Annotated in this window: 29 protein-coding genes; 15 read left to right on the forward strand and 14 right to left on the reverse strand. The window is 65.2% G+C overall.

From position 1 onward, the window contains the following. Positions 1–18 precede the first annotated feature (18 nt). The 3 genes from pyrF to ACWKV7_RS08730 all read left to right on the forward strand — a co-directional run bounded on the left by pyrF (position 19) and on the right by ACWKV7_RS08730 (position 1,901). Positions 19–714 (forward strand): orotidine-5'-phosphate decarboxylase, encoded by a 696-nt coding sequence (gene pyrF, locus ACWKV7_RS08720; RefSeq protein WP_483857270.1) that lies wholly within the window; start codon positions 19–21, stop codon positions 712–714. Positions 715–1,011: 297 nt separating this feature from the next. Continuing rightward, positions 1,012–1,608 carry a TetR/AcrR family transcriptional regulator gene (locus tag ACWKV7_RS08725; RefSeq protein ID WP_483857271.1) on the forward strand — a complete coding sequence of 199 codons (597 nt, stop codon included), beginning with the start codon at positions 1,012–1,014 and terminating at the stop codon, positions 1,606–1,608. A 5-nt stretch (positions 1,609–1,613) separates the two neighbouring features. After that, positions 1,614–1,901 carry a YciI family protein gene (locus ACWKV7_RS08730; RefSeq protein WP_483857272.1) on the forward strand — a complete coding sequence of 96 codons (288 nt, stop codon included), beginning with the start codon at positions 1,614–1,616 and terminating at the stop codon, positions 1,899–1,901. Between the two features lie 79 nt (positions 1,902–1,980). On the opposite strand, the gene ACWKV7_RS08735 is transcribed toward ACWKV7_RS08730, so the two are convergent. Further along, positions 1,981–2,988: an NADP-dependent oxidoreductase gene (locus tag ACWKV7_RS08735; protein WP_483857273.1), complete on the reverse strand. Its 1,008-nt coding sequence runs from the start codon at positions 2,986–2,988 to the stop codon at positions 1,981–1,983. Between the two features lie 229 nt (positions 2,989–3,217). On the opposite strand from ACWKV7_RS08735, the gene ACWKV7_RS08740 reads away from it, so the two are divergent. Both ACWKV7_RS08740 and ACWKV7_RS23730 read left to right on the forward strand, forming a co-directional pair. Then, entirely contained in the window at positions 3,218–3,979 is a 762-nt protein-coding gene (locus ACWKV7_RS08740; protein ID WP_483857274.1) for an SDR family oxidoreductase, read from the forward strand. A 331-nt stretch (positions 3,980–4,310) separates the two neighbouring features. Beyond that, complete coding sequence (locus ACWKV7_RS23730) at positions 4,311–6,278, forward strand: HAMP domain-containing methyl-accepting chemotaxis protein (protein ID WP_487249205.1); 1,968 nt, start codon at positions 4,311–4,313, stop codon at positions 6,276–6,278. A 26-nt stretch (positions 6,279–6,304) separates the two neighbouring features. Here the strand turns inward: ACWKV7_RS23730 and ACWKV7_RS08755 are convergent, their stop codons facing one another. After that, entirely contained in the window at positions 6,305–7,501 is a 1,197-nt protein-coding gene (locus ACWKV7_RS08755) for a benzoate/H(+) symporter BenE family transporter (RefSeq protein ID WP_483857275.1), read from the reverse strand. Beyond that, the gene (locus ACWKV7_RS08760) at positions 7,498–8,112 is read right to left on the reverse strand and encodes a LysE family translocator (protein WP_483857276.1); all 615 of its coding nucleotides are present in this window, start codon (positions 8,110–8,112) and stop codon (positions 7,498–7,500) included. The genes ACWKV7_RS08755 and ACWKV7_RS08760 overlap by 4 nt, the downstream gene beginning before the upstream one ends. Positions 8,113–8,267: 155 nt before the next feature. On the opposite strand from ACWKV7_RS08760, the gene ACWKV7_RS08765 reads away from it, so the two are divergent. After that, a complete protein-coding gene (locus ACWKV7_RS08765) occupies positions 8,268–8,900 on the forward strand; it encodes a hypothetical protein (protein ID WP_483857277.1) in 633 nt (210 codons plus the stop codon). Positions 8,901–8,933: 33 nt separating this feature from the next. Here ACWKV7_RS08765 and ACWKV7_RS08770 read toward each other — a convergent pair whose 3' ends face one another. Continuing rightward, entirely contained in the window at positions 8,934–9,383 is a 450-nt protein-coding gene (locus ACWKV7_RS08770; RefSeq protein WP_483857278.1) for a MarR family winged helix-turn-helix transcriptional regulator, read from the reverse strand. Between the two features lie 82 nt (positions 9,384–9,465). Between ACWKV7_RS08770 and ACWKV7_RS08775 the strand changes: the two genes are divergently transcribed. Further along, positions 9,466–10,632: an aminotransferase-like domain-containing protein gene (locus ACWKV7_RS08775; RefSeq protein ID WP_483857279.1), complete on the forward strand. Its 1,167-nt coding sequence runs from the start codon at positions 9,466–9,468 to the stop codon at positions 10,630–10,632. A 19-nt stretch (positions 10,633–10,651) separates the two neighbouring features. Here ACWKV7_RS08775 and ACWKV7_RS08780 read toward each other — a convergent pair whose 3' ends face one another. Further along, positions 10,652–11,401 carry a substrate-binding periplasmic protein gene (locus ACWKV7_RS08780; protein WP_483857280.1) on the reverse strand — a complete coding sequence of 250 codons (750 nt, stop codon included), beginning with the start codon at positions 11,399–11,401 and terminating at the stop codon, positions 10,652–10,654. 166 nt (positions 11,402–11,567) lie between these two features. Between ACWKV7_RS08780 and ACWKV7_RS08785 the strand changes: the two genes are divergently transcribed. Continuing rightward, entirely contained in the window at positions 11,568–11,912 is a 345-nt protein-coding gene (locus ACWKV7_RS08785) for a GFA family protein (RefSeq protein ID WP_483857281.1), read from the forward strand. Here the strand turns inward: ACWKV7_RS08785 and ACWKV7_RS08790 are convergent. From ACWKV7_RS08790 to ACWKV7_RS08800, 3 genes are all read right to left on the reverse strand, one after another. Then, positions 11,909–12,763 carry a substrate-binding periplasmic protein gene (locus ACWKV7_RS08790; protein ID WP_483857282.1) on the reverse strand — a complete coding sequence of 285 codons (855 nt, stop codon included), beginning with the start codon at positions 12,761–12,763 and terminating at the stop codon, positions 11,909–11,911. The genes ACWKV7_RS08785 and ACWKV7_RS08790 overlap by 4 nt on opposite strands. A 76-nt stretch (positions 12,764–12,839) precedes the next feature. Then, complete coding sequence (gene folE, locus ACWKV7_RS08795; RefSeq protein ID WP_483857283.1) at positions 12,840–13,385, reverse strand: GTP cyclohydrolase I FolE; 546 nt, start codon at positions 13,383–13,385, stop codon at positions 12,840–12,842. An 81-nt stretch (positions 13,386–13,466) separates the two neighbouring features. Next, the gene (locus tag ACWKV7_RS08800) at positions 13,467–13,808 is read right to left on the reverse strand and encodes a winged helix-turn-helix transcriptional regulator (protein ID WP_483857284.1); all 342 of its coding nucleotides are present in this window, start codon (positions 13,806–13,808) and stop codon (positions 13,467–13,469) included. A gap of 89 nt (positions 13,809–13,897) precedes the next feature. Here ACWKV7_RS08800 and ACWKV7_RS08805 point away from each other — a divergent pair, with 89 nt between their 5' ends. Beyond that, a complete protein-coding gene (locus ACWKV7_RS08805; protein ID WP_483857285.1) occupies positions 13,898–14,446 on the forward strand; it encodes a carboxymuconolactone decarboxylase family protein in 549 nt (182 codons plus the stop codon). A gap of 4 nt (positions 14,447–14,450) precedes the next feature. On the opposite strand, the gene ACWKV7_RS08810 is transcribed toward ACWKV7_RS08805, so the two are convergent. The 4 genes from ACWKV7_RS08810 to ACWKV7_RS08825 form a co-directional block, all read right to left on the reverse strand. Beyond that, positions 14,451–15,014: a Smr/MutS family protein gene (locus ACWKV7_RS08810; RefSeq protein ID WP_483857286.1), complete on the reverse strand. Its 564-nt coding sequence runs from the start codon at positions 15,012–15,014 to the stop codon at positions 14,451–14,453. Positions 15,015–15,064: 50 nt separating this feature from the next. After that, on the reverse strand, positions 15,065–15,388 hold the full coding sequence (locus ACWKV7_RS08815; RefSeq protein WP_483857287.1) for a hypothetical protein: 324 nt from the start codon (positions 15,386–15,388) through the stop codon (positions 15,065–15,067). A 134-nt stretch (positions 15,389–15,522) separates the two neighbouring features. Next, entirely contained in the window at positions 15,523–16,116 is a 594-nt protein-coding gene (locus ACWKV7_RS08820; RefSeq protein WP_483857288.1) for a cysteine hydrolase family protein, read from the reverse strand. Positions 16,117–16,246: 130 nt separating this feature from the next. Further along, positions 16,247–16,846 carry a cysteine hydrolase family protein gene (locus ACWKV7_RS08825; protein ID WP_483857289.1) on the reverse strand — a complete coding sequence of 200 codons (600 nt, stop codon included), beginning with the start codon at positions 16,844–16,846 and terminating at the stop codon, positions 16,247–16,249. 105 nt (positions 16,847–16,951) lie between these two features. On the opposite strand from ACWKV7_RS08825, the gene ACWKV7_RS08830 reads away from it, so the two are divergent. Further along, positions 16,952–17,821 (forward strand): LysR substrate-binding domain-containing protein, encoded by an 870-nt coding sequence (locus tag ACWKV7_RS08830; RefSeq protein ID WP_483857290.1) that lies wholly within the window; start codon positions 16,952–16,954, stop codon positions 17,819–17,821. A 199-nt stretch (positions 17,822–18,020) separates the two neighbouring features. Here ACWKV7_RS08830 and nhaD read toward each other — a convergent pair whose 3' ends face one another. Further along, positions 18,021–19,310, reverse strand: a complete 1,290-nt coding sequence (gene nhaD, locus ACWKV7_RS08835) for a sodium:proton antiporter NhaD (protein WP_483857291.1) — start codon at positions 19,308–19,310, stop codon at positions 18,021–18,023. A 180-nt stretch (positions 19,311–19,490) separates the two neighbouring features. Between nhaD and prmB the strand changes: the two genes are divergently transcribed. Further along, a complete protein-coding gene (prmB, locus tag ACWKV7_RS08840) occupies positions 19,491–20,414 on the forward strand; it encodes a 50S ribosomal protein L3 N(5)-glutamine methyltransferase (protein WP_483857292.1) in 924 nt (307 codons plus the stop codon). 53 nt (positions 20,415–20,467) lie between these two features. Here prmB and ACWKV7_RS08845 read toward each other — a convergent pair whose 3' ends face one another. Then, positions 20,468–21,250 carry a hypothetical protein gene (locus ACWKV7_RS08845; RefSeq protein WP_483857293.1) on the reverse strand — a complete coding sequence of 261 codons (783 nt, stop codon included), beginning with the start codon at positions 21,248–21,250 and terminating at the stop codon, positions 20,468–20,470. A gap of 158 nt (positions 21,251–21,408) precedes the next feature. Here ACWKV7_RS08845 and aroC point away from each other — a divergent pair, with 158 nt between their 5' ends. The 4 genes from aroC to ACWKV7_RS08865 all read left to right on the forward strand — a co-directional run bounded on the left by aroC (position 21,409) and on the right by ACWKV7_RS08865 (position 25,043). Next, the gene (gene aroC, locus ACWKV7_RS08850) at positions 21,409–22,500 is read left to right on the forward strand and encodes a chorismate synthase (protein ID WP_483857294.1); all 1,092 of its coding nucleotides are present in this window, start codon (positions 21,409–21,411) and stop codon (positions 22,498–22,500) included. Positions 22,501–22,633: 133 nt separating this feature from the next. Next, positions 22,634–23,785 carry an MFS transporter gene (locus ACWKV7_RS08855; RefSeq protein WP_483857295.1) on the forward strand — a complete coding sequence of 384 codons (1,152 nt, stop codon included), beginning with the start codon at positions 22,634–22,636 and terminating at the stop codon, positions 23,783–23,785. Beyond that, positions 23,782–24,402, forward strand: coding sequence for a methylthioribulose 1-phosphate dehydratase (locus ACWKV7_RS08860; RefSeq protein ID WP_483857296.1), 621 nt, complete (start codon positions 23,782–23,784; stop codon positions 24,400–24,402). The genes ACWKV7_RS08855 and ACWKV7_RS08860 overlap by 4 nt, the downstream gene beginning before the upstream one ends. A 95-nt stretch (positions 24,403–24,497) precedes the next feature. After that, positions 24,498–25,043: a 1,2-dihydroxy-3-keto-5-methylthiopentene dioxygenase gene (locus ACWKV7_RS08865; RefSeq protein ID WP_483857297.1), complete on the forward strand. Its 546-nt coding sequence runs from the start codon at positions 24,498–24,500 to the stop codon at positions 25,041–25,043. Positions 25,044–25,064 lie beyond the last annotated feature (21 nt).

A 25,064-nucleotide genomic window follows, 5' to 3' on the forward strand; every position in this document is an offset into this window, starting at 1 on the left:
CCCGCCTGAGAGCCCGCCATGTCCTGCCAGACCCCGATCATCGTCGCCCTCGACTTTCCTTCCCGCGAAGCCGCGCTGGCCCTGGCCGCACAACTCGATCCCACGCAGTGCCGGGTCAAGGTCGGCAAGGAACTGTTCACCCGCTGCGGACCGGGGATCGTCGAGGCATTGCACGGGTTGGGCTTCGAGGTATTTCTCGACCTGAAGTTCCACGACATTCCCAATACCACCGCGATGGCGGTCAAGGCGGCCGCCGAGATGGGTGTGTGGATGGTCAACGTGCATTGCTCCGGCGGCCTGCGCATGATGGCGGCCTGCCGTGAAACCCTCGATCGGCTCGCCGGACCCAAGCCGTTGCTGATCGGCGTGACCGTGCTGACCAGCATGGAGCGCAGCGACCTGGCCGGCATCGGCCTGGATATCGAACCGCAGCAGCAGGTGTTGCGCCTGGCCGGCTTGGCCGCCGAAGCGGGCATGGACGGCCTGGTCTGTTCGGCGCAGGAAGCCGTGGCGCTGAAGGCTGCGCAGCCGGCGTTGCAACTGGTCACCCCTGGCATTCGTCCGGCCGGCAGCGCGCAGGACGACCAGCGCCGCATCCTCACCCCGCGCCAGGCGCTGGACGCCGGCTCCGACTATCTGGTGATCGGCCGCCCGATCAGCCAGGCCGCCAACCCGGCCGAGGCGTTGGCGTCGGTAGTGGCTGAGCTGGGCTGAACCAGCGCGCCGAGTGACGGCGCGTCGACGCGCTCGGTACCTGCTGGCGGTATCCCGGCAACCTGTCGGCCCCTTGCCCCTCCGCGGTGTGGCCGCAGTGGCCGTCATGCGGTCGAGTCCCCAGCAGTGCGCCCGGATTGGGCGCGCGCATGGCGCTGCACCACCGGTAATGCCGAGCGCGCATAAGCGCAGAAGATCTGCCGAGTCCCGTGCCTTGACGCATTAGGATGGCTGTCCTATTTTGCTTGCCGTCTAGGATGGATGTCCTAATCATTCGGTAGTCGGGAGAGATTGCTCATGAGTGGCGCCACGACCCGCGATCAAATCGTTGAAGCGGCCGATCAACTGTTTTATCGCCAAGGTTACGAACACACCTCGTTTTCCCACATTGCCGATGCCGTGCGCATATCTCGTGGCAATTTCTACTACCACTTCAAAACCAAGGACGAAATTCTGGATGCGGTAATCCAGATGCGCCTGCACACCACTCAGGCGATGTTGGATCAATGGGAAAGTGAAGGCCGGCGACCCGAGGAACGTATTCGCAAATTCATCCACATCCTCATCGCCAACCGGACCAAGATAAAACAGCACGGTTGTCCGGTCGGAACGCTTTGCACGGAACTGGCGAAGTTGAACCATGCCGCGCAAGCCGAGGCAAACAGGCTGTTCACGTTATTTCGTGTCTGGCTGTGCCGGCAATTCACACTGCTCGGCCGCGAAGCCGATGCCGATGAGCTGGCGATGCACCTTCTCGCACGTAGCCAGGGCGTCGCCACGCTGGCGAATGCCTTTCATGACGAGAAATTCATCCGGCAAGAGGTCAGGCAACTCTGCGACTGGCTTGAGGCCGTCGCGATCGAATCCGCCGTCCATCCACAAAAAGGAGAATGAAGCCCATGTTTATCGTCCTTCTGCGGTTTTCAGACAATAAAAGCCAGGCCAGCCAGTTCATGGAGGGGCATAAGAACTGGATCGCGCGGGGCTTCGAAGAAGGTGTGTTTCTGCTGGTTGGAAGTCTTCAGTCAAATTCGGGGGGTGGAATCCTGGCGCACAACACCTCGCTGGCCGATCTGCAGCGTCGAGTCGGCGATGATCCGTTTGTCGCGGAAAACATCGTGAGCGCGGAAATCCTTGAAATCACTCCGGCGAAAAGCGACGAACGACTGAACTTTCTGTTCGGCTGAGTCGCCGGGCGCCATTCAGGCCGATTTTTTGGCGCCGGGGCGCAAGCCTGAATCTCCCGGCGCCTGGTCCAACTGGTGTTCAGCGCACCTTCAGCACCAGCTTGCCGAAGTTTTCCCCGGAGAACAGCTTGAGCAATGTGGTGGGGAAGGTCTCTAGACCCTCGACGATATCTTCCTTGCTCTTCAGCTGCCCGCTGGCCAGCCAGCCGGAAATGTCCTTGATCGCCTCGGGGAAGCGCGCGGCATAGTCGAAGACCACCATGCCTTCCATGCGGGCGCGGTTGACCAGTAGCGACATGTAGTTGGCCGGGCCTTTCACCGCCTCCTTGTTGTTGTACTGGCTGATGGCGCCGCAGATGACCACGCGGGCCTTGAGGTTGATGCGCGAGAGCACGGTGTCGAGGATGTCGCCGCCGACGTTGTCGAAGTACACGTCCACGCCGTTGGGGCATTCGCGCTTGAGGCCGGCACGCACGTCCTCGTTCTTGTAGTCGATGGCACCGTCGAAACCCAGCTCGTCGACCAGGAAGCGGCATTTATCGGCACCCCCGGCGATACCCACCACTCGGCAGCCCTTGAGCTTGGCGATCTGCCCGGCCACGCTGCCCACCGCACCGGCCGCGCCGGAAATCACCACGGTTTCTCCGGCCTTGGGCTCGCCCACGTCGAGCAGAGCGAAATAGGCGGTCATACCGGTCATGCCCAGCGCCGAGAGGTACAGCGGCAGCGGCGCCAGGTTCGGGTCGACCTTGTGGAAGCCCTTGCCGTCGCCCAGGTAGTAATCCTGGATGCCGACCAACCCGCTGACGAAGTCGCCGGGGGCGAACGCGGGATTCTGCGAGGCGACTACCTTGCCTACGCCGATGGCCCGCATCACTTCGCCGATCTGCACCGGCGGGATATAGGACTTGGCATCGTTGAGCCAGCCGCGCATGGCCGGGTCGAGGGACAGGTAATGGCTTTCCACCAGGATTTGCCCGGCGCCCGGTTCGGCTACCGGGGTTTCCACCAGCCTGAAAGTGTGCTGGTCGATGGCGCCGCTGGGGCGCTGGGCGAGCAGGAACTGGCGGTTGGTCTGGCTGGTCATGACATTACTCGCTGTTGGAATGAGCTTTGTTGATAGTTCGATGTCCAGGTTTGGGCAAGTTTGCCCTGGATGCCAAATGGGGCTTCATCCATGTGAGTGATCGAGCTATCGGTTGCTGAATCATTTTCATGGATAAGACTCCAACCGAGCGCTCAATAGTGCTGCCGCGACAGCCATCGGTCTGACTAGACTGGTTCGGTTTCTACATTTCCATTTCGAGGATGCACAGATGAGCATGACCTTTTCCGGCCAGGTTGCCCTGGTTACCGGCGGTGCCGCCGGTATCGGCCGCGCCACGGCCCTGGCCTTCGCCGCCGAGGGACTCAAGGTGATGGTGTCCGACGTCGATGTCGGCGGCGGCGAGGGTACCGTCGAGCTGATCCGTGCCGCTGGCGGCGACGCCACCTTCGTGCGCTGCGACGTGACCCGGGACGCCGAGGTCAAGGCGCTGATGGAAGCCACCGTGGCGACCTACGGGCGCCTGGACTACGCCTTCAACAACGCCGGCATCGAGATCGAGAAGGGCAAGCTGGCCGAGGGCAGCGAGGCCGAGTTCGACGCCATCATCGGCGTCAACGTCAAGGGCGTGTGGCTGTGCATGAAGCACCAGATCCCGCTGATGCTGGCGCAGGGTGCTGGTGCCATCGTCAACACCGCTTCGGTGGCCGGCCTCGGCGCGGCGCCGAAGATGAGCATCTACGCCGCCTCCAAGCATGCGGTGATTGGCCTGACCAAGTCCGCCGCCATCGAGTACGCGAAGAAGAAAATCCGCGTCAATGCCGTGTGTCCGGCGGTGATCGATACCGACATGTTCCGCCGTGCCTACGAGTCCGACCCGAAGAAGGGCGAGTTCGCCGCCGCCATGCACCCGGTCGGGCGCATCGGCAAGGTCGAGGAAATCGCCACTGCGGTGCTGTACCTCTGCTGCGACGGCGCCGGTTTCACCACCGGTCATGCGCTGGCGGTGGACGGCGGGGCGACGGCCATCTGACGATGCGGCAAGGCGCCTGATCAGGCGCCTTGCCGCGTGTCGCGCCTGGGCCATGGTCCGGGCGTCCAGCCCGCCGTGTGGCCCGCGCCGCACTCCGGTTCCTCCCTTCTCCCGTTGTGGCCCCATCCCGCTGGGCATTCCCGCCTGAGCCGTTTCCTGCTCAAGTCGTTGTCGCTTCGGCCGACAGCTACTATGTCTAAAAACGACTTCGATATAGCAGATGACTCTGAATCGCGGCATCGAGCCTTGTGCCGGTTACGGTTTCAGGGCATGTCTGCAATGAGTCTCGCGGCGTTCCGTGGCGCCGCTCTGCATTGGATAGGGGATAGCGATGATGTCGGCCTTGCAACGTGGTCTTGCCAGCATGGGGATGGCAAAGAAGCTGGGCATTGGCTTTGGTCTGGTGCTGCTGCTCACCGGGGTGGTGGCGGCGATCGGGATCAGTTCCTTGCAGGCAATCAGCCAGCGTTTCGACGGGCTCAACAAGATGTCCTCGATCAATCGTTCGGTATTGCGCGTGCGCCTGCAGGAGCAGGCATTTTCCTTGACCGGCGATGCCAAGTCGGTGGAAGCGCTGCGTGCCGGCGTCGAGGCAATACTTGGGCTGACCGCCGAACTGAAGGAGCAGTCCAGCGCCACCCGCGCGGCGATGGAGGAGGTGGAGCAGGCGGTTGCGGCCTATCGCGAATCCTTCGACAAGTTCGTCGAACTGGCCCTGGCCAAGGACCTGGCGCTGGAAACCGCCAGTTGGTCGGTACAGAGCGTGTCCAATAACATGGACTTGCTGCAGGCCGGCCTGATCGACGACGGGCTGTATGAAATGAAGGACTCCGGCGGCCAGGTGGGTGCCGAGTTCATCGAGCAGGCGAACCAGATCAGCCAGGTTTCGCGGCTGATGCTGCAAGCGATGAACGAAGCCCAGGCACGTCTAGACAAGAGCCGCAAGTCTGGCGAAGAAGAAGCAGCGTCGACCCGCATCAAGGAGGCCGACGAGGCGCTGGCCCAGGCCGAGAAGCTCAAGGCGAGCATCCAGGACCCCGGCTATCGCTCGGTGCTCAACGAAGTCGGTAACCATATCAGCGTGTTCAACGCCAAGCTGGCCGAGTACACCGACCTGCTGGGCAAGGAGCGCCAGGTCTATGCGCAGATGCGCAGCCGCGCGGAGCAGGTGGTGCAGCGGGTCGACGAGTCCTATGCCGAGCAGGACAGCGCCATGCAGGCGGACCTGAAGGCCAACGCCGGGCTGATTCTCGCGTCCTCGGTGTTGGCGCTGCTGGTCGGCCTGGCGGCGGCAATGCTCATTACCCGCATCACCGTGCGCCCGCTGCGCAGCGTGATCCGGGTGGCCAACCGCATCGCCGAGGGCGATCTCTCGGCGAAGATCGAGGTACGCGGCAGCGATGAGATCGGCCAACTGATGAGTGCCATGCAGCAGATGTCCGCCGGCCTCAGCAGCATCGTCCGCGGCTTGCAGTCCGGCATCGACCAGATCGCCGGTTCGGCCAAGACCCTCTCGGCGGTGACCGAGCGCACCAATGCCGGGGTCAGCAGCCAGAAGGAAGAGACCGAGCAGGTCGCCACCGCGATGAACGAGATGGCCGCCACCGTGCATGATGTGGCGCGCAACGCCGAGGAGGCGGCGGTGGCTGCCGAATCCGCCGACAGCAAGGTGGTCAACGGCCAGCAGGTGGTCAAGCAGAGCATGGAGCGCATCGAGCAGTTGGCCGACGCTGCCAGTGCCGCCAGCCAGAGCATCCAGAACCTCAGCAACGAGGTGCAGAACATCGGTTCGGTGCTGGACGTGATCAAGAGCGTCGCCGAGCAGACCAACCTGCTGGCGCTCAATGCCGCCATCGAAGCGGCCCGAGCCGGCGAGCAGGGGCGCGGTTTTGCCGTTGTCGCCGATGAGGTGCGGGCGTTGGCCAAGCGTACCCAGCAGTCCACTGCCGAGATCGAGCGGCTGATCGTCGCGCTACAGCAAGGCGCGCAGACCTCGGTAACGCAGATTCAATCCAGCAGCGAGCTGGTCAAGCTGACCGTGAGCGATGCGCTGCAGACCGAGAGTGCGCTGGGCAGCATCGCTGCCGCGGTATCGGTAATCCACCAGATGAACCAGCAGATCGCCGCGGCGGCGGAAGAGCAAAGCTCGGTGGCCGAGGAAATCAACCGCAGCATCACCAATATTCGCGCCAGCACCGATCAGTCGGCGACGGCGATGGAAGGCACCGCCGCTTCCAGTATCGAGTTGGCGAAGTTGAGCGATGAGCTGCAGGGCATGGTGGGGCACTTCCGCCTGTAGGCACGCAGACAGGTGCCGCGGGCCGTTCAGCCCGCCTTGCGCCAGTTGAGCACCAGCAGGGTCAGGACCCCGCCGATCAGGCCCCAGAAGGCCGAGCCGATACCCGCCAGGGTCATGCCCGAGGCGGTGATCATGAAGGTCACCAGCGCCGCTTCGCGCTCCCTGGGTTCCTGCATGGCGTTGCTCAGGCCGTTGCCGATGGAACCGAACAGCGCCAGGGCAGCGATGGACAGCACCAGGGTGCTCGGCAGGGCGGCGAACAGCGCCGCCAGGGTCGCCGCGAAAATCCCCGCGATGGCGTAGAACAACCCACACCAGAGCGCTGCGGTGTAGCGCTTGCGCGGGTCCTCGTGGGCCTCGGCACCGGTGCAGATGGCTGCGCTGATGGCGGCAAGGTTGATGCCGTGGGAACCGAACGGCGCCAGCAGCAGCGAGGCAACGCCGGTCACTGCCAGCAGCGGCGAGGCGGGTACCTGGTAACCGTCGGCCCGCAGCACGGCGATGCCGGGGATGTTCTGCGAGGCCATGGCCACCACGAACAGCGGGATACCGATGCTGACCGCCGCGTTCAGGGAAAAGCTCGGAGTGGTCCAGACCGGCATCGCCAGACGTACCTCGAAGGCGCTGAAATTGAGCAGGCCGAGCACCCCGGCCGACACGCCGCCTACCAGCAGGGCGGCGAGCACCGCGTAGCGCGGCAGCAGTCGCTTACCCAGCAGATAGCTGAAGAACATCGCCACCGCCAACACAGTCTGCTGTTCGGCGGCGATGAAGATCTCGCTCCCGATCTTGAACAGCACGCCCGCCAGCAGCGCAGCGGCCAGTGAGCCGGGTAGGCGGCGCATCAGCCGCTCGAAGTTGCCGGTCAGCCCGACCAGCGCCAGCAGTGCTGCGCAGACCACGAAGGCGCCGATGGCATCGGCGTAGTCGACGCCGGGTAGGGTGCTGATCAGCAGCGCCGCGCCGGGTGTCGACCAGGCCACCACGATGGGGGCCCGGTAACGCAGCGACAGGCCGATGGTGCAGATCGCCATGCCGATCGACAGCGCCCAGAGCCAGGAGGAAATCTGCGCGCTGCTCAAGCCGGCGGCCTGTCCGGCCTGGAACATCAGCACCAGCGAACTGGTGTAGCCGGTGAGCATGGCGACGAACCCGGCCACCAGGGCCGAGGGGGAACTGTCCGCCAGCGGGCGCAGGCGGGGCTGCAGGGCTTCTTCGGTCATGGGACTTCCTGGACGGTCATGAAGATCGGGTACAGCGAGGCTACCAGCAACAGCGCCATGCCGACGTTGAAGATGCGCAGGATGCGCGGCTGTTCCAGCCAGCGGCGCAGCAGGCTGCCGGCGACCGTCCACAGGCCGACGCTGGGGCAGTTCACCAGGGCGAACAGCGCGGCGATCAGCAGCACGTTGACGGCGAAGTTTTCCTGCGGCGTGTAGGTGGTGATGGCGCCGATGGCCATCACCCAGGCCTTGGGGTTGACCCACTGGAAGGCCGCCGCCTGCAGGAAGCTGAATGGTTTGCCGTGGCTGGCGCCATTGGCCTCCGGCGCGCCGGAGCGGGCGATCTTCCAGGCGAGGTAGAGCAGATAGGCCGCCCCCAGGTAGCGCAATGCGGTGTACAGCGGCGGAAAGCGCTCGAACAGTTGTCCGAGGCCCAGGCCCACCGCCACCACCAGCACCATGAAGCCGAGGCTGATGCCGAGCATGTGTGGCACGCTGCGACGCAAGCCGAAGTTCACTCCGGAGGCGAGCAGCATCATGTTGTTCGGCCCCGGCGTGACCGAGGTGACGAACGCGAAGGCGATAAAGGCGACCAGCAGTTCCAGGCTCATCGGACGGGCTCCCAGGCAAGGGATACAGCCTATGCTTGCTGCCATTCGACGTCGCGATACAGCGATTCCAGCGATCGGCCGTACAGTTTGGGCTGGCCAGGCACTGTACTGCTAGGTACTGTGCGCCGCTGTAATTTTCCCAGGAGAGGGCGCTTATGGAACAAAACCCCTATGCGGCACCCCAGGTGACGCTGACCGACGAGCGGGTCCCCGCCGAATTGCCAGGCTGGTCGGCCGGACAGTTGCGTCTGCTGGGCTGGCTGAGCCTGGCGGCGGCCATCGGCACCGTGATGAGCCTGGTACTGATTGTGCTGGGTGGCATCGTCGAGGATTCGCGGCTGGCAGACTACGACCGTTGGCTGCTCATGGCCACGACGCTGCTGGATTGCTACCTGCTGGTGCGCCTGAAAGGCTTCCTCGAAGCGCGCTTCGCCGCCCGCAAGCTGGGTTGGCCGGTATGGCTGTCGGTTCTGTTCTATCTTGCCGGGGCTGTTGCCGGTTTCCTGCTCACCGATGAGCAGATGGGGCACCTGGGATGGGAGTTGTTCAGCTATTTCGCTGTGCTGGCGCTCAATGGCGTGGCCATTCTCTGGCTGGGCATTGCCTTGTTGCGCATGCGGCATTCCTACCCCGCGCTGAGCGTGCTGGCCTGGCTGGATATCGTCGGCGGCGGGCTGATGGCCAGCGGCATTCTGATGATGCTCGCGGTTCTGCCGTTGCTGGCCGCCAGCATCGCCATCATGCTGGTGTTCTTCAAGGGTGCCGAGGAGTTGGGCGGCAAGGCTTAGGGCGTGCCTCCGGAGCGGCCTTCGCGCCCTGGCTCATTCGCCGCCCGGTTTGCGTATCTGCCCCAGGGCCTGGTTCATCGCCAGCCAGCCCTCCACGGCGTCCTGCCCAGTCTCGCCGAAGGCCCGTTGCAGTAGCCTGGCCTGTTCCCGGCGCAGGGCCTGTTCCAGCTTCGCGCCTTCCGCGGTCAGCTCCAGCAGGCGCTTGCGCTTGTCGCTTTGTGCCGCTTCGCTCTGCACCAGATGCATTTCCACCAGTTGCCGCAGCGGCGTGTTCAGCGCCTGCTTGCTCACCCCCAGGGTGGCCAGCAGTTCGGTCACGCTCAAGCCGGGATAGCGGGCCACGAAGAACAGGATGCGATGGTGAACGCGCCCCAGGCCCCGGCGGGCGAGCATTTCGTCGGCCTTGGCGGTGAAGGCCTGGTAGCCGTAGAAGAAGGCTTCCATGGCCTGTTGCTGAACGGTTGGGTTTTTAAGGTCAAGCATATTGACGTACTTACCGGTGGCAGCGTAGTTTCGGTCAACCAGTTTGACTCAATTTCGCTGCCTGCGCAGCCGGTGACTTCCCATGGCCTTCTCCGAACGCATCACCCGCCTGAAAAGCTCCTTGATCCGTGAAATCCTTGCCGCGGCCCAGCGTCCAGAGGTCATGTCCTTCGCCGGCGGGTTGCCGGCCGAGCCGATGCTGCCGACGCTGGACTGGAGCGAGTTGCCGGCCAGCCTCGGCCAGTACGGCATGAGCGAGGGTGAGCCGGCGTTGCGTGAAGCCGTTGCCGCCGAAGCGCGCGCTCTGGGCGTGCCCTGCGAGGCCAGTCAGGTGCTGATCGTCAGCGGCTCGCAGCAGGCCCTGGATCTGGCCGCCAAGCTGTTCATCGACCCGGGCACCGAGGTGCTGCTGGAGGCGCCGACCTACCTGGCGGCGCTCCAGGCCTTCCAGCTGTTCGGCGCCGATTGCATCGGCGTGCCCCAGGAGGCCGACGGTCCCGAACTGGGCGCCCTGCGCCAACGCCTGGAGCGGCACAAGCCGGCCTTCGCCTATCTGATCCCGACCTTCCAGAATCCCTCCGGGACGCGCTACAGCGAGGCCAAGCGCGATGCGGTGGCCGCCGTGCTCGACGAGTTCGGCGTGACCCTGATCGAGGATGAACCCTACCGCGAGCTGGTGTTCGACGGCGGTAGCGCCACGCCCATCGTCAGCCGTCTGCGCAAGGCCAGTTGGATCTACACCGGCACCGTTTCCAAGACGCTGCTGCCGGGCCTGCGGGTCGGCTACCTGATCGCCACGCCGGACCTTTTCCCGCATCTGCTGCGGTTGAAGCAGTCGGCCGACCTGCATACCAATCGCATCGGCCAGTGGCAGGCCGCGCAGTGGATCGGCAGCGAACAGTACCGGCGGCACATGGCGGAGTTGCGGGACTTCTACCGGGTACGCCGGGACGGCATGCAGCAAGCGCTGGAGCAGCACTTCGGCGACCTGGCCGACTGGCAGGTCCCCGAGGGCGGGCTGTTCTTCTGGCTGACCCTCAAGCAGCCGCTGGATACCCGCAGCCTGCTCAAGCCGGCCCTGGAGCGCGACGTCGCCTTCATGCCGGGCGAGCCGTTCTTCATCCAGCCGGACCAGAACCTGGGCCATTTGCGGCTGAACTTCAGCCACGTGGCGCCGGAGCGCCTGGGCGAGGGGCTCCGGCGGCTGGCCGAGGTCGTGCGCGAGGCACAATCCAGCGCCGCCGCCTGACCTCGGCGGCGGGCGTGCTTCAGTGGTTGGCGGCTTCGGCGACGATGCGATCGAAGCTGCCATCGGCCTTCATCTGCGCGATAGCGTCGTTGAACCTGCTCAACAGCTCCTTGCGGTTGGCGGACTTGTTGAACGCCAGGTAGGACTCGGCGGACGACAGGTACTTGGCGTTCATTTGCACGCCGGGGAAGCGCCCGGTGGCGAGCAGGGCGTTGCCGGACTGTTCGATGGCCAGTACGGCGTCGACGCGCTTGGCCGCCAGCTTCTCGAAGTTCTTCTCGTCGCCGCTCACTTCGTCGACTGTCAGCTTGCCGGCCTTGCCCGCTTCGCTGAACTCGTCGGTATACAGCCAACCGCGAATGGTGCCGACCCGTTTGCCGCTCAGGCTGTTCATGTCCTGGTAGTCCACCGGGTTGTCCTGGTGAAAGTACACCGCGATGTTTTCCACCATGATCACGTCGCTGTAGTCGTACTTCTGCCGGCGTTCTTCGCTGGAATAGATGCCCGCGACGCCCGCTTCGCCCTGGTCAATTTCCTCGATCACCCGCTTCCAGGGCCGAGCGGCGAGGGTGACGGGTACGTTCATGCGGGAAAAGGCTTCTCTCACCAGCTCCGGATAGATGCCCTTGGCTTGTCCGTTCTTGGCGTACATGAAGGGCGGGTTCTCGATGTCGACATCGATCACGACGGGTTCGTCTGCCCAGGTCAGGCTGCCGGCGACGGCGAGCAGCGCGAGCAGCCATTTGCTTTTCAACCAGGATCTGGCCACGGGGTTCTCCTTGTGGGTGTCGTTGGTGTCTGCTGGAAGTATCGACCAGTCCCGGTGCCCTGCAAGCCGACGAGCTGGCCGTGGCGGCGCAATCGACATATGGCGGGCAAGGCAGCGTCGTCGGGCCGTTCTATAGTGTTGGCTTTGGACGACTCGGGAGCAGGCCATGATTTATCAAGGGGGATGTCATTGCGGGCGGATCGCCTTCGAGGTCGAGGGCGACATCGAGCGAGTGCTGGAATGCAATTGCTCGTTGTGCAGCAAGCGCGGCTATCTGCTCTGGTTCGTACCGCGCGGGCAACTGCGCCTGGCGACGGCGGAGTCGGACCTGGCGACCTATCGCTTCAATACCATGCAGATCCAGCACCATTTCTGCCCCACCTGTGGCTGCGCGCCCTTCGGCGAGGGGGTCGAAAAGAGCGGGGCGATGGCTGCGGTGAACGTGCGCTGCCTGGAGGGCGTGGACCTGGCCGCGCTGCCGGTGGTGCAGGTGGACGGTCGTAGCCGCTAATTCAGCGGGTCGTACCACAGGCTGGCGTCGTCGAGCGGGGTTTCCGGCGGCAGCAATGGGTTGTCGAGGCGTATCACCCGCCGGCTCTTGATGCGCGCCCGCGCCAACGCGGCACCGTTGTACTTCTGGAAGACCGCCTCGAAGCTGCCGTCGGCGATCATGCGCCTGAGGCCGACGCCCAGGCGCTCGGCCAGCCTGGGATTGTCCTTGTTGGTGAAGAAGTAGTACGGCCACGGGTAGTGGATCAACAGGTTGTTTTCCACCTTCAGGCCGGTGAGCTTGCCGTTGCGCGCATCGAACTCGGCGAAGCCCTCGGCGATGCCGCGGGGGAACAGGTCGAAGCGCTTCGCCTGCAACATCTTGAACAGGCTGTCGTAGCCCGCCGTGGTGACCTCAATGCCGTTGGCTCGGTAGATGGCGCTGTCGCCCCAGCCGGAGCCCTGGCCGATGCGGAATCGGCGAAGATCCTCGAGTGTGCGCACGCCATCGATGTCCGCCTGACGGTCGCGGTGGATCAGGCAGACCCGATAACCCAGCAAGCCTTTGCGCAGCGGTATGCGGACCGGCAGCAACTCCCGCTCTTTCTTCAGCGAGGTGGAGGTCCAGATCAGGTCGATACGCCCGCTCTTCAGCTCCTGGATATAGCGGCCTTCGCGCATTGAATGCGCGGATGCGCGGAGCTGGAACGGGCCGAAGTCCGCCTCGGTCTTGCTCAGGGCAAGCTGGAGAATTTCGATCAGGTCGTTGAAGCGGGTGTCGCTTGGGGATTCGTGGGGTGGATGGACCACCACCTGGGCGGACCAGGACGAGATGGACAGAAACATCAGCAGCAATGGCAACAAGCCACGCATGGCAACTCTCTCCTCAGGGCCAGGATTTGAGCATAGCCCCGGGAGAGCAGGGGTGGCGCATTGATGGCAGGCGCGCTCAGCGCACCAGGTTGAGGAACTCGCTACGGGTGGCGGCGTTTTCACGGAATTCGCCGAGCATCACCGAGGTGACCATCGAGGAATTCTGCTTTTCAACGCCGCGCATCATCATGCACATGTGCTGCGCTTCGATGACCACCGCCACACCGAGGGCCCCGGTGACCTGCTGCACGGCCTCGGCGATCTGCCGGCTGAGGTTCTCCTGGATCTGCAGGCGGCGTGCATGCATATCGACGATGCGTGCCACCTTCGACAGGCCCAGCACCTTGCCGTTGGGGATGTAGGCCACATGGGCCTTGCCGATGAACGGCAGCAGGTGGTGTTCGCACAGGGAATACAGCTCGATGTTCTTGACCAGCACCATTTCGCTGTTGTCGGAGCTGAACAGGGCGCCGTTGACGATTTCTTCGAGGCTCTGCTGATAGCCGCGGCAGAGGTACTGCATGGCCTTGGCGGCGCGCTTGGGCGTATCGAGCAGGCCTTCGCGGGCGGTGTCCTCGCCGAGTTGGCCGAGAATCGCGGTGTAGTGCTGTTCCAGGGACATCTCAAATCCTGACAGAGAAGATCAGCGCGGGAGGGTAGGGCGCGGGCGCGCGGCTGGCAAGAGCGAGCGCGGCAAATCCGCTCAGCCGTCGTCCTTCGCCGCGAGCTTCTGTGCCCATTCCGTCGCCCACGCATCCAGCGGGACGAACCGCTGTACGAGGTCCGCGCCGCTCTCGCTGAGCCGATAGCCGGCATCGCCATGCTCGATCAGCAGCGCCTCGCGCAATTCCGCCAGCCGGGTGTTGAGCACCGAAGGCGACAGCCCTTCGCAGCGACTCTGCAATTCGCGAAAGTTCGCCGGCGCCTGGTACAGCTCCCAGAGCACGCGCATCGCCCAGCGCCGACCGAGCAGGTCGAGCAGCGCCATGATCGGCCGGCCGCTGGTGGAGCCGCGCACCGGCTGGCCGGGAATCGGTAGAGCCATGAGTTCACCTCTTGCTTCTATTTTAGTAGCGTGCCTATAGTCGGCTTGCTACGTTTTCAGTAGCTTAACAGTCGAATGGAGAACGGACCATGCACAGCCCCCGCGTAGAACCCTTGAATCCGCCCTACGAACCCGCCATCCAGGCGGCCTTCGACAAGGTCATGCCGCCCGGCGTGCCGCCGTTGAAGCTGTTCCGCAGCATGGCGCACAACCCTCGGGTTCTGCAGCGCATGCTGGCTGGTGGCCTGCTCGATCACGGCTGCATCTCTTTGCGCGAGCGTGAGTTGTTGATCCTGCGCAGCACCGCGCTGTGCGGCGCGGAATACGAATGGGGCGTGCACGTGGCGGCCTTCAACGGCAAGGCCGGCTTCAGCACCGAGCAACTCGCCGACAGCTGCCGGCAGCCGTTCGACGCCGCGCTGTGGAGTGCCGCGGAGCAGGCGCTGTTGAGCCTCGCCGACTCCCTGCACGCCACCGCCGATGTGGACGACGGACTCTGGGCGCGATTGCGAGGGCACTTCCGCGAGGATCAGTTGATCGAGTGCCTGCTGTTGGTCGGTTTCTATCACGCGGTGTCGTTCGTGGTGAACGGCTTGCGCGTGGAGCATGAGGCGCACGCACCGCGTTTCGCCCCGTGAGACTCTACTCGTCGCGGCCTTCCAGCATGGTGCGCTTGAGCAGCACGTAGAGGGCGCCGGTGCCGCCATGCCTGGGCAGGCAGGAAGCGAAGCCGAGAACCTGCGGGTGCTGGCGCAGCCAGGTGTTGACGTGGCTCTTGAGCAACGGTCGCTTGCCGTCCAGGCGCGCGGCCTTGCCGTGGGTGATGCGCACGCAGCGCACTTCGAACTTGGCCGCTTCGGCGAGAAACTCCCAGAGGGTGTCGCGCGCTTTCTCCACGCTCATGCCATGCAGGTCGATGCTGCCCTCGAAGCCGACCTGCCCGGCCTTGAGCTTGCGCATCTGGGCTTCCTGGACGCCGTCGCGGGCCCAGTACAGCTCGTCCTCGGCGCCGACATCGATGACGAACTGATCGGACAGGCCATCGACCCTGACCGCATTGTCGGCCACGGTGGCCGCCTGGCGACGCTTGGCCACCAACTGGCGATCGGGCTTGGGCTTGCCGGTTTCCGCTCGGTCATGGCGCAGCGGCTTGACGCCGTGCAGTGCCGAGCGGAACAGGAAATCGTCGTCTTTATCGTCGTGCATGGGGGCCTCCGCGAAGGGGCGCTAGTTTACTCAATCGCGGCGCCGTGGGGTCAGTTGCGCTTCTTCAGCAGATGGGGCGCCAGGCTCAGGTCGCCCTTCGGGCGGCGCAACCGGCGGCGGCAGATGCGCCAGGTGTAGACCCCGAACCACAGCGAGACGACACCGAGCACCAGGAGCACGCTGGCGTCGGCCGGGGTATCGTTCAGGGTGCCCAGCGCCGGTGGTCGGCCGAGCAGGGTGGCGGTGCCGCCCATGCTCAGAAGCACACCGAGGGTGGCGCACAGCGCCGCCAGCGCCGCGCCCAGGCGCCAGCGCCATAGCTGCGGCCCACGGGGGCGCAAGCGGCGGGCGTCAAAACCATCGGATAACTTCATTCCGACTCCTCATCTGATAACGGGCCTATGACCGGTGGATGGCGGGGGTGGTTCAGTTTGCCAGTCGAGCCGTCGCAGGGCTGTGACGATAGCCGCGTTGAGCGCGATCCACCGGTTCCAGGCAGGCGGCGAAGCTAGCTGAAGGCCTTGGCCTGCTCGACCAGGGTCGCGAAGTTGTCCGCCAGAGCCGCCATCTCCATGCGGTGCAGGTCGGCGGCGGCGATCACGCCGTCGCCACAGGGCAGGTCGCGGGTAGCGCAGGCGCGATCGACCACGGTGCAGCGGTAGCCGTAGTCCTTGCAGGCGCGCACGGTGCTGCTGACGCTGGAGTGGCTCATGAAGCCGCAGACGATCAGGTCGAGATGCCCCAGGCTTTGTAGTCGTTCATGCAGCTCGGTCCCGGCGAAGGCGTTCGGCAGGCGCTTCTCCACCACCGGTTCGCCGGGCAGCGGTACCAGCTCTTCGAGGAAATACCCGCGCGGGCCGCGTGGGTCGAACAGGCCATCGGGAATGCCCAGGTGCTTGATATGCACCACCGGCGTGCCACTGGCGCGGGCCGCGGCCAGCAATGTGGCGATTTCCGCCGCGGCGGGCTCCAGCCCCGGCAGGCGCAGCACGCCGCTGCGGTACTCTTCCTGGGCATCGATGATCAACAACGTGGCATGACCCAGGGTGGCCGGAGCGTGGCCTCGACCGCTCAGTTGGAACAGGGTTTGCGGCTGGGACATGGCGCGGACTCCTAGAGGCGAAAATGATTGCGCCCGATTGTCCACTCCTGACCAGCGGTTGTGAACCGCTATGGCCAACTCTTTGCGAGTCGGCGCCGATCCGCTGGGGGGGCGAACCGGCGTTCGCGGCTCAGTCCGCCAGGCTGGCGGCGCTTGGCAGCACCACGGCGAAGTTGTCGGCCAGCTCGGTCATCGCCACGCGATGCACGGTCGCCGCCTCGACGGTGCCTTCCAGGCCTGGCAGGTCGCGTGTGGCGCACGCACTGTCGATCACCGTGCAGCGGTAGCCGTGGTCCTTGGCGGCGCGCACCGTACTGCTGATGCACATGTGGCTCATGAAGCCGCAGACCACCAGTTCGCGGCGACCGAGCTCGCTGAGCACGGTCTGCAGTGCGGTGCCGGCGAATGAATTAGGCAGGCGCTTGGTGACCACCGCCTCGTCCGGCGTCGGGCTCAGTTCGGACAGAATGCGCCCGCGCGGCCCTTCCGGATCGAACAGACCCCCGGGTATCCCCAGGTGGCGCACGTGCACCACCGGCACATCCAGGGCGCGGGCCCGCTCCAGCAACTGACGGATCTGCGCGACGGCCTCAGTCAGGCCGGGCAGCGGCAGCTCGCCGCTGCGGTACTCCTCCTGGGCATCGACGATCAGCAGGGTAGCCTTCGACAGATCGGCCGGGGCATAGGCGGATCCGCTCAGCTGGAACAGGCTCTTGGCTGCATGAGGCATGGTGGTACTCCATTGCGTTTGAGTGGGAGGGCGATTGTGTGCCTGCACGGATGCGGTGAGAATGACCAGCAGTGCCGACCGATACTGCAAGAATGCAGGGTGACCATGAGCTTCGACTGGAACGATGTGCCGCTGCTACTGGCTCTGGCTCGACAGGGCAGCCTGGCGGGCGCCGCCCGTGAACTGGCGGTGGACGCCACCACCGTCGGCCGGCGCCTGGCGGCTGCCGAGGCGTCCTTGAACGCCGCCTTGTTCGTACGCGAGGGTGGGCGCTACCAGCCGACCGCCGCCGGCGAGGCCGCCCTGGCCCGGGCGGCGGTGCTCGCCGGAGAAATGCGCGAGCTGCTGCAGGAGGTGCGGGCCGAGCAGGGCAGCCTGGCGGGCAGTGTGCGGCTGACGTCGGTGGAGTTCATCTTCAGCCACTGGCTGGTGGCGCGATTACCGGATCTGCTCGACCGCTATCCGTTGTTGAACGTCGAGCTGGTGGGCGACAACCGCAACCTATCCTTTACCCGCCGGGAGGCCGACCTGGCCCTGCGCCTGGGTCGTCCCGAGCGGGACAGCGCGCTGGTCATGCGCAAGGCCGGCGAGGTGGGCTATGCGGTCTTTGCCGGGGTCGCGCTGGGGGACTGCCCGGCCGAAGCCTGGCCGCAGCAGCCTTGGCTGGGCTACGACCAGAGCCTGCGCCATCTGCCGGAAATGCAGTGGCTGGAACGCTTGCTCGGCGGGCGGCCACCGCGGGTCCGGCTGGGCAACCTGGCGGCGGCCTGCAAGGCCGGTTGCGGCCTGGCGCTGCTGCCGTGCGTGGTTGGCGCGTCGGCGGGGCTGAAACGGCTGGGCGAGCCGGTGCTGACCCGCGAGCTCTGGCTGCTCAGCCATCGCGAGTTGCGGCACACTGGGCGAATCAAGGCGGTCAGCGATTGGCTGTGGAGCCATCTGGAAGCGTCCGCCGCGAGCCTGCGCGGCGAGACGTGAATCGGGCGAACTATTTCTGGCGCGGGAAAGTCGTAGGCAAAAGGAGATTTGCCATGTCAATGATCAGCGAACTGTCCGCCAACTTCTGGCTGCTGTTTTCCCTGGCGGTGGCTATCGCGGTGTGGCGCGAGCTCAAGCGCGAACGCAGCTAGCCCGATGTCGCGGCGAGGCGCCCGGCATTGCACCGGGCGCCATGGCATCAGTACAGGCCGAAAATCTGGTATTGCAGATACCAGACGCCCAGCGAGCCGAAGAAGTTGACCAGGATGGCCGGCAGGAACTTGATGTGCACGCCGAAGCTGTAGCTCTTGTCCAGGGTCATGGCCATGACTCCGGCGGCCGAGCCCACCACTGTCAGCGAACCGCCGATCCCCACCATCAGCGCGTTCAGCGCCCACTGGTCGGCGCCCAGTTCGGGATTGGACAGCAGTGCTGCGGCTTCCACCGGCACGTTATCCATCACCCCGGAAATCACCCCGAGAATGATGTTCACCGTCGACGGGTCGAGCAGCTCGAACAGCCGGGAGATATAGGACAGCCAGCCCACGTGGTTGAGCGCGGCCACCGAAGTGATGATACCGATGAAGAACAGCAGGGCGTTCCACTCCACCTTCTGCAACTGATCCTGCCAGGGCAGTTCGATGCCGCGGTGGGTCAGCAGCCAGGCATAGAGCGCGACGATGCCGAGGCCAATGCCGATGGCGAACTCGATGCCGACCTTCAACAGGATGTTGCACAGCACCGCGCCGAGCACGGCGAAGAAGCCGACCACCGCCAGCCCTGCGCCGCCGGGTTTGAGCGCCGAGTCTTCCTGGTCGGCGACACGGATCAGGTCGCCGCCGTTCACCCCGCGCAGGTAGAAGAAATGCAGGGTGGCGGCGAACAGCAGCCAGCCGATGAAGGCCGAGGGGAACAGCAGCAGCAGGCCGGCGATGCTGATCTTGCCGGCCAGCAGCACCATCAGGCTGGTGGAGGTGCCGAGGAACCAGACGCCGCTGTTGGAGGCGACCACGATGTTGCACAGGGCAACGTGGGTGTAGCGCTGGTTGACCGAGATGTTCTTCACCGAATTGCCGAAGATCATCGCCGTGGTGAAGTTGTTGATGAACGGCGAGAGCATCGCCGAGAGCGCGCCGGTGGCCCAGAACATGCCCTTGGCGCCGAGGCCCTTGCGCAGCAGAAAGCCATTGAGCGCGGTGAACACGTTCCGCTCGTTGAGCAGCTCGACGATCATCCACATGAACGCCATGAAGGCGATCAGGCCGAACAGTTCGCCCTTGGTTTCCTCCTGCGTTTCGAGGAAGAACTGGAAGCCGTTGGGGTCGGTGAGCGCGTAGTGGAAGCCGATGACGATCAGGCCGGACATCATGAACATGGCCGGCTTGAATTTATCCATCTCCAGTTGTGCTTCAAAAACGATGAGTGTCATTCCAATGAGGAATATCGCCAGCACGAGCAAGCCCGTCAGCGAAAAGGGTTCTATGACCATGGGTGGGTAAATCTCGGTGAGAAGGGATGGGAAGGGTTAAGAAATCGGCGCGAATTATAGCGAGGCGGCAGGTCCACCGGCACTGCTAGTTGCGGTCCGACGCGGCGTTTTCTTATGGCTATGCGCCGCTTCGCGGTGCTTCGGCTAAACTGCCGCCTTTTCAGCTCGGAGAGACCCGCTGTGACCGCCACCGCTTCCCGTTTGCGCAGCTTGCGCGACCACATTCGCTGGGCTGTCAGCCGCTTCCATGCCGAGGAGTTGTTCTTCGGCCATGGCACCGACAATGCCTGGGACGAGGCGCGCCAACTGGTGCTGGGCGCCTTGCACCTGCCCTGGGAAATCGCCGACAGCTATCTGGACTGCCGCCTGGAAGACGACGAGCGCGAGCATCTGCAAGGGCTACTCAAACGCCGCATCGAAGAGCGCGTGCCGACCGCCTACCTGCTCGGCGAGGCCTGGTTCTGCGGCTTGCCATTCCTGGTCGACGAGCGCGTGCTGATTCCGCGCTCGCCCATCGCCGAGCTGATCGAGCGGCACTTCGAGCCCTGGCTGCCGGCCGAGCCGGGCCGCGTGCTCGACCTCTGCACCGGCTCCGGCTGCATCGGCATCGCCTGTGCCTACGAATTCCCCGACGCCGAGGTGGTGCTCGCCGATCTGTCCTTCGAGGCGCTGGAAGTGGCCAACCGCAATATCGAGCGGCACGGCCTGGAAGAGCGCGTCTACACCGTGCAGGGCGACGGCTTTGACGGTTTGCCGGGGCAGCGTTTCGACCTGATCGTGGCCAACCCGCCCTATGTCGATGCCGAGGACTTCGCCGACATGCCCGCCGAGTATCACCACGAACCAGCACTGGGTCTGGCCTGCGGCGACGATGGCCTGGATCTGGTGCGCCGCATGCTGGCCGAAGCGGCCGATCACCTGAGCGAGAAGGGCTTGCTGATCGTCGAGGTCGGCAACAGCCAGGTGCATGTCGAGGCGCTGTACCCGGAAGTGGACTTCACCTGGCTGGACTTCGACCGTGGCGGTCATGGCGTCTTCCTGCTCGCCGCCGCCCAGTGCCGCGAGCACCAGGCGCTGTTCCGCCAGCGACTCCGAGGACAATAGGGGCTGTCGCGGGGGCAGGCGGTATCTCGCTCCAGCGTGCGCGGCCCGCTGTTTCAGCGGGTGGCGATCCAGATCAGCAGGCCGGCCTGGAACATGGCGAAGGCGGCCAGGCAGACGATGGTGAAGCGCAAGGTACCGTCCTCGCGGCTGATCACGGCGATGCGCTCCTGCAGTTTGCGCAGGCGTACCTCCTGCTCCCGCAGGTTCTGGTCGGCCTGCTGCAACATGGCGGCGGCGTCCAGCAAGTCGACGATCTGGACCTTCTCCTGATTCCACTCGCTTTGCAGGTCGGCGACCTTGGCGGCGCCGTACTGGGCCTTGAGCAGTTGCGCATCCAGGTACGTGACGTCGAAGCCTTGGGCCCGGAGGAAGTGATCGCGACGTTGGCGGGCGTCTTCGGTCGGTACGTCCCTGGCCGCCAGCGCGCCGCCCTCCACCTGGTAGTGCGACCAGCGCCGCTGGGCCCAGGCAATGCCCTGGGCGAGCAGCAAGCGCCCGAGGCCGCGATTCTGCGGCTCGATCATCAGGCCGCTGTCGATGCCGAAGCGCACCTCCTGGCTGCGGTGGTCGGCCCACACCTCCAGCAGGTTCTGCTCCCGGTGAACCCGCTGTCCGGGTATCTGCACGGTGAGGCGTAGCATGCTCTGGGTCTCCCGGTGGCGCTCGACCCGGCCGAGGCGGAGAAACATCAGCGGCCGCTGGCCGCTGCCGCGCAAGGTCGGCAGCGGGGCGAGGCGCAGCAGCTGGAAGTGCTCGGGCTCGAGCGCACTCCAGGGGTGGACCTTGGGCGCGGCTTGCTCGAGCGCGCCAGGTTGCGGGGCAGGGGTGTCGTTCATCGGTGGCGTCCTGGTGCCTCTGTCGGGCCAGCTTAGCGGCACTAGGGTTATCGGCAAGCGTTGCCGGCGCTGGAGGCCCGTCGAGGGTGAACTGCCGGGGCACCGCGGGTATACTCCTTCGCCTTCGATTTGTGGCTGATTTTCGCGGAGCGCCCTGCATGTCCGGCAATACCTACGGCAAGCTGTTCACCGTCACCACCGCCGGCGAAAGCCATGGCCCGGCGCTGGTCGCCATCGTCGACGGCTGCCCGCCGGGACTGGAAATATCCCTGGACGACCTGCGGCGCGATCTCGACCGCCGCAAGCCCGGTACCAGCCGCCACACGACCCAGCGCCAGGAAGCCGACGAGGTGGAAATCCTCTCCGGCGTGTTCGAGGGCAAGACCACCGGTTGCCCCATCGGCTTGCTGATCCGCAATACTGACCAGAAATCCAAGGACTATTCGGCGATCAAGGACCTGTTCCGCCCGGCCCACGCCGACTACACCTATCACCACAAGTACGGCATCCGCGACTACCGCGGCGGCGGACGCAGCTCGGCGCGGGAGACCGCCATGCGCGTGGCCGCCGGTGCCATCGCCAAGAAATACCTGGCGACCCTGGGTATCCAGGTGCGCGGCTACATGAGCCAACTCGGCCCCATCGAGATTCCGTTCAAGACCTGGGACAGTGTCGAGCGGAACGCCTTCTTCAGCCCGGACCCGGACAAGGTGGCCGAGCTGGAGGCCTACATGGATCAGCTGCGTCGCCACCAGGACTCGGTGGGTGCGAAGATCACCGTGGTTGCCGAGGGAGTGCCGCCGGGCCTGGGCGAGCCGATCTTCGACCGCCTGGACGCCGAGCTGGCCCATGCGCTGATGAGCATCAATGCGGTCAAGGGCGTGGAGATCGGCGCCGGCTTCGCCTGTGTCGCCCAGCGCGGCACCGAGCACCGCGATGAGCTGACGCCGCAAGGCTTCCTGTCCAACCATGCCGGCGGCATTCTCGGCGGCATCTCCTCAGGCCAGCCGATCGTCGCCCACCTGGCGCTCAAGCCGACCTCCAGCATCACCACGCCGGGGCGTTCCATCGACGTCGACGGCAACCCGGTGGAACTGATCACCAAGGGCCGCCACGACCCCTGCGTCGGCATCCGCGCCACGCCCATTGCCGAAGCGATGATGGCTATCGTGCTGATGGATCATCTGCTGCGTCACCGCGGGCAGAACGCCGGCGTGCAGGTGGCCACCCCGGTGCTGCCGCAACTGTGAGGAAGGCCGTAGGTTGGGTTGAGCGCAGCGAAGCCCAACGCTGCTCCGCGTCTGAACGGCGTACCGCTTGTTGGGCTTCGTCGCAGGCTCCTCAACCCAACCTACGGTCTTCGATCCAGGCGACGACCGGCCCATGAGTTGCGCATTGCCGTACTGGCGGCTGTCCGGCTTTTACTTCTTCTATTTCGCCTTGCTCGGCGCGACGGCGCCGTTCCTGGCGCTGTATTTCGATCACCTGGGGTTTTCCGCCGCGCGCATCGGCGAGCTGGTGGCGATCCCCATGCTGATGCGCTGCGTGGCGCCGAACCTGTGGGGCTGGCTCGGCGATACCACCGGCCGGCGACTGGCCATCGTGCGTTTCGGCGCCCTCTGCACCCTGGTGTCGTTCGCGCTGATCTTCGTCGATCAGAGCTATGCCTGGCTGGCCCTGGTGATGGCGCTGCATGCGTTCTTCTGGCATGCCGTGCTGCCGCAGTTCGAGGTGATCACCCTGGCGCACCTCAACGAGCAGGCGGCGCGCTACAGCCAGGTACGCCTATGGGGCAGCATCGGCTTCATCGTGACGGTGGTCGGGTTGGGCGAGCTGTTCGACTGGGCCAGCCTGGCGCTGTTTCCCTGGGCGCTGGTGCTGATCATGGCCGGCATCGTGATCAGCAGCTACTGGGTTCCCAATGCCCAGCCGCAGGTGCGCGAAGGCGTTGGCAGCACCGGCGGTTTCCTCAGCCAATTGCGCCGGCCGGGCGTGCCGGCGTTCTACCTCAGTGTGGCGCTGATGCAGCTGTCCCACGGGCCTTACTACACCTTTCTCAGCATTCATCTGGAGAACCTTGGCTACTCGCGCGGGGTGATCGGCCAGCTGTGGGCGCTCGGCGTGGTGGCGGAGATCCTGCTGTTCCTCGGCATGGCCCGCCTGCTGGGGCGCTTCTCGCTGCGCCGGGTGCTGCTGGCAAGCTTCCTGCTCGCGGCGCTGCGCTGGCTGCTGCTGGGCAACCTGGCCGATCACCTGTGGGTGCTGCTGTTCGCCCAGCTCATGCATGCGGCGACCTTTGGCAGCTTTCACGCGGCGGCCATTCACTTCGTGCAGCGCAGCTTCGGAGCGAGCCAGCAGGGCCAGGGCCAGGCGCTGTACGCCGCCCTGGCCGGTGTCGGCGGCGCACTCGGCGCGCTGTATGCCGGCTACAGTTGGACCCAGTTGGGGCCGGCCTGGACCTTCGCCTTGGCCAGCCTGGCGGCGCTGGCGGCGGCCGCTATCATTGCCACGCGCATCAGAGAGGAGGGGGCATGACTGCCACTCGCGAACAACTCGCCCGGGAAATCATCGAGGCCGGACGGTTCCTGTACGGCCGCGGCTGGTCGCCGGCTACCAGCAGCAACTATTCGGCGCGCCTGACCAGTAGCGAGGTGCTGCTGACCGTGTCCGGCAAGCACAAGGGGCAATTGGGCGAGCAGGACCTGCTGTCCACCGACCTGGCCGGCAACAGCCTGGAGCCGGGCAAGAAGCCGTCGGCGGAGACCCTGCTGCACACCCAGCTATACAAGTGGCGGCCGGAGATCGGTGCCGTGCTGCACACCCATTCGGTGAATGCCACCGTGCTGTCCCGCCTGACCCTGAGCGACTCGCTGGTATTCGCCGACTACGAGTTGCAGAAGGCCTTCGCCGGTGTTTCCACCCACGAAAGCCAGGTGTTGGTGCCGATCTTCGACAACGACCAGGATATCGCCCGCCTGGCGAGCCAGGTGCAGCCGTGGCTGGACGAGCATGCCGACTGCGTTGGCTACCTGATTCGCGGTCATGGCCTGTATACCTGGGGAGCGTGCATGAGCGATGTGCTGCGCCAGGTCGAGGCTTTCGAGTTTCTGTTCGAGTGCGAGTTGAAGATGCGTGCCCTGCAGGCGCGCTGAGCCGAGGTGCAGGGGCGAATTCATTCGCCTGTCGTTAAGCCGTCGGGCGAATGAATTCGCCCCTACAAGAGATGCAGAGCCTGGGGAAAATCACCATGAGCAGCCTGAGCGTTTACCACGAATCCAGCCCCGACCTACCGAACAAGGTGTTGACCCATGTCGAGGACATCGCCGCCACGCTCGCTGCGGTTGGCGTGCGTTTCGAGCGCTGGCAGGCGTCCGCGCCCATTGCCGCCGGCGCCAGCCAGGAAGAGGTGATCGCGGCCTATCGCCCGCAGATCGACAGGTTGATGAACGAGCGTGGCTACGTCACCGTCGACGTGGTCAGCCTCACCGCCGACCACCCGCAGAAGGCCGAGCTACGCGCGAAGTTTCTCGACGAGCACCGTCATGCCGAGGACGAGGTGCGGTTCTTCGTCGCCGGCCGTGGCCTGTTCACCCTGCACATCGACGACTACGTCTATGCCGTGCTCTGCGAGAAGAACGACCTGATCTCGGTGCCGGCCGGCACCCGTCACTGGTTCGACATGGGCGAGCATCCGCACTTCGTGGCGATTCGCCTGTTCAATAACCCGGAGGGCTGGGTAGCGCAGTTCACCGGCGAGGACATCGCCAGCCGCTTCCCACGGCTGGACGACTGAGCCCAACGCGGGCATGGCCCG

This window comes from Zestomonas ipomoeae (assembly GCF_057128665.1).

Excerpts from the sequence above, each read along its gene's own strand:
- ACWKV7_RS08765 (WP_483857277.1), top strand. The coding sequence starts at position 8,268 with ATGGAACAAAACCCCTATGCGGCACCCCAGGTGACGCTGACCGACGAG.
- ACWKV7_RS08865 (WP_483857297.1), top strand. The coding sequence starts at position 24,498 with ATGAGCAGCCTGAGCGTTTACCACGAATCCAGCCCCGACCTACCGAAC.
- ACWKV7_RS08755 (WP_483857275.1), bottom strand. The coding sequence starts at position 7,501 with ATGACCGAAGAAGCCCTGCAGCCCCGCCTGCGCCCGCTGGCGGACAGT.
- ACWKV7_RS08855 (WP_483857295.1), top strand. The coding sequence starts at position 22,634 with ATGAGTTGCGCATTGCCGTACTGGCGGCTGTCCGGCTTTTACTTCTTC.
- folE (WP_483857283.1), bottom strand. The coding sequence starts at position 13,385 with ATGTCCCTGGAACAGCACTACACCGCGATTCTCGGCCAACTCGGCGAG.
- ACWKV7_RS08785 (WP_483857281.1), top strand. The coding sequence starts at position 11,568 with ATGATTTATCAAGGGGGATGTCATTGCGGGCGGATCGCCTTCGAGGTC.
- ACWKV7_RS08800 (WP_483857284.1), bottom strand. The coding sequence starts at position 13,808 with ATGGCTCTACCGATTCCCGGCCAGCCGGTGCGCGGCTCCACCAGCGGC.
- ACWKV7_RS08735 (WP_483857273.1), bottom strand. The coding sequence starts at position 2,988 with ATGACCAGCCAGACCAACCGCCAGTTCCTGCTCGCCCAGCGCCCCAGC.
- ACWKV7_RS08830 (WP_483857290.1), top strand. The coding sequence starts at position 16,952 with ATGAGCTTCGACTGGAACGATGTGCCGCTGCTACTGGCTCTGGCTCGA.
- ACWKV7_RS08810 (WP_483857286.1), bottom strand. The coding sequence starts at position 15,014 with ATGCACGACGATAAAGACGACGATTTCCTGTTCCGCTCGGCACTGCAC.
- nhaD (WP_483857291.1), bottom strand. The coding sequence starts at position 19,310 with ATGGTCATAGAACCCTTTTCGCTGACGGGCTTGCTCGTGCTGGCGATA.
- ACWKV7_RS08725 (WP_483857271.1), top strand. The coding sequence starts at position 1,012 with ATGAGTGGCGCCACGACCCGCGATCAAATCGTTGAAGCGGCCGATCAA.
- ACWKV7_RS08730 (WP_483857272.1), top strand. The coding sequence starts at position 1,614 with ATGTTTATCGTCCTTCTGCGGTTTTCAGACAATAAAAGCCAGGCCAGC.
- ACWKV7_RS08740 (WP_483857274.1), top strand. The coding sequence starts at position 3,218 with ATGAGCATGACCTTTTCCGGCCAGGTTGCCCTGGTTACCGGCGGTGCC.
- ACWKV7_RS23730 (WP_487249205.1), top strand. The coding sequence starts at position 4,311 with ATGATGTCGGCCTTGCAACGTGGTCTTGCCAGCATGGGGATGGCAAAG.
- pyrF (WP_483857270.1), top strand. The coding sequence starts at position 19 with ATGTCCTGCCAGACCCCGATCATCGTCGCCCTCGACTTTCCTTCCCGC.
- aroC (WP_483857294.1), top strand. The coding sequence starts at position 21,409 with ATGTCCGGCAATACCTACGGCAAGCTGTTCACCGTCACCACCGCCGGC.
- ACWKV7_RS08775 (WP_483857279.1), top strand. The coding sequence starts at position 9,466 with ATGGCCTTCTCCGAACGCATCACCCGCCTGAAAAGCTCCTTGATCCGT.
- ACWKV7_RS08805 (WP_483857285.1), top strand. The coding sequence starts at position 13,898 with ATGCACAGCCCCCGCGTAGAACCCTTGAATCCGCCCTACGAACCCGCC.
- ACWKV7_RS08815 (WP_483857287.1), bottom strand. The coding sequence starts at position 15,388 with ATGAAGTTATCCGATGGTTTTGACGCCCGCCGCTTGCGCCCCCGTGGG.
- ACWKV7_RS08760 (WP_483857276.1), bottom strand. The coding sequence starts at position 8,112 with ATGAGCCTGGAACTGCTGGTCGCCTTTATCGCCTTCGCGTTCGTCACC.
- ACWKV7_RS08820 (WP_483857288.1), bottom strand. The coding sequence starts at position 16,116 with ATGTCCCAGCCGCAAACCCTGTTCCAACTGAGCGGTCGAGGCCACGCT.
- ACWKV7_RS08770 (WP_483857278.1), bottom strand. The coding sequence starts at position 9,383 with ATGCTTGACCTTAAAAACCCAACCGTTCAGCAACAGGCCATGGAAGCC.
- ACWKV7_RS08845 (WP_483857293.1), bottom strand. The coding sequence starts at position 21,250 with ATGAACGACACCCCTGCCCCGCAACCTGGCGCGCTCGAGCAAGCCGCG.
- ACWKV7_RS08860 (WP_483857296.1), top strand. The coding sequence starts at position 23,782 with ATGACTGCCACTCGCGAACAACTCGCCCGGGAAATCATCGAGGCCGGA.
- ACWKV7_RS08790 (WP_483857282.1), bottom strand. The coding sequence starts at position 12,763 with ATGCGTGGCTTGTTGCCATTGCTGCTGATGTTTCTGTCCATCTCGTCC.
- ACWKV7_RS08825 (WP_483857289.1), bottom strand. The coding sequence starts at position 16,846 with ATGCCTCATGCAGCCAAGAGCCTGTTCCAGCTGAGCGGATCCGCCTAT.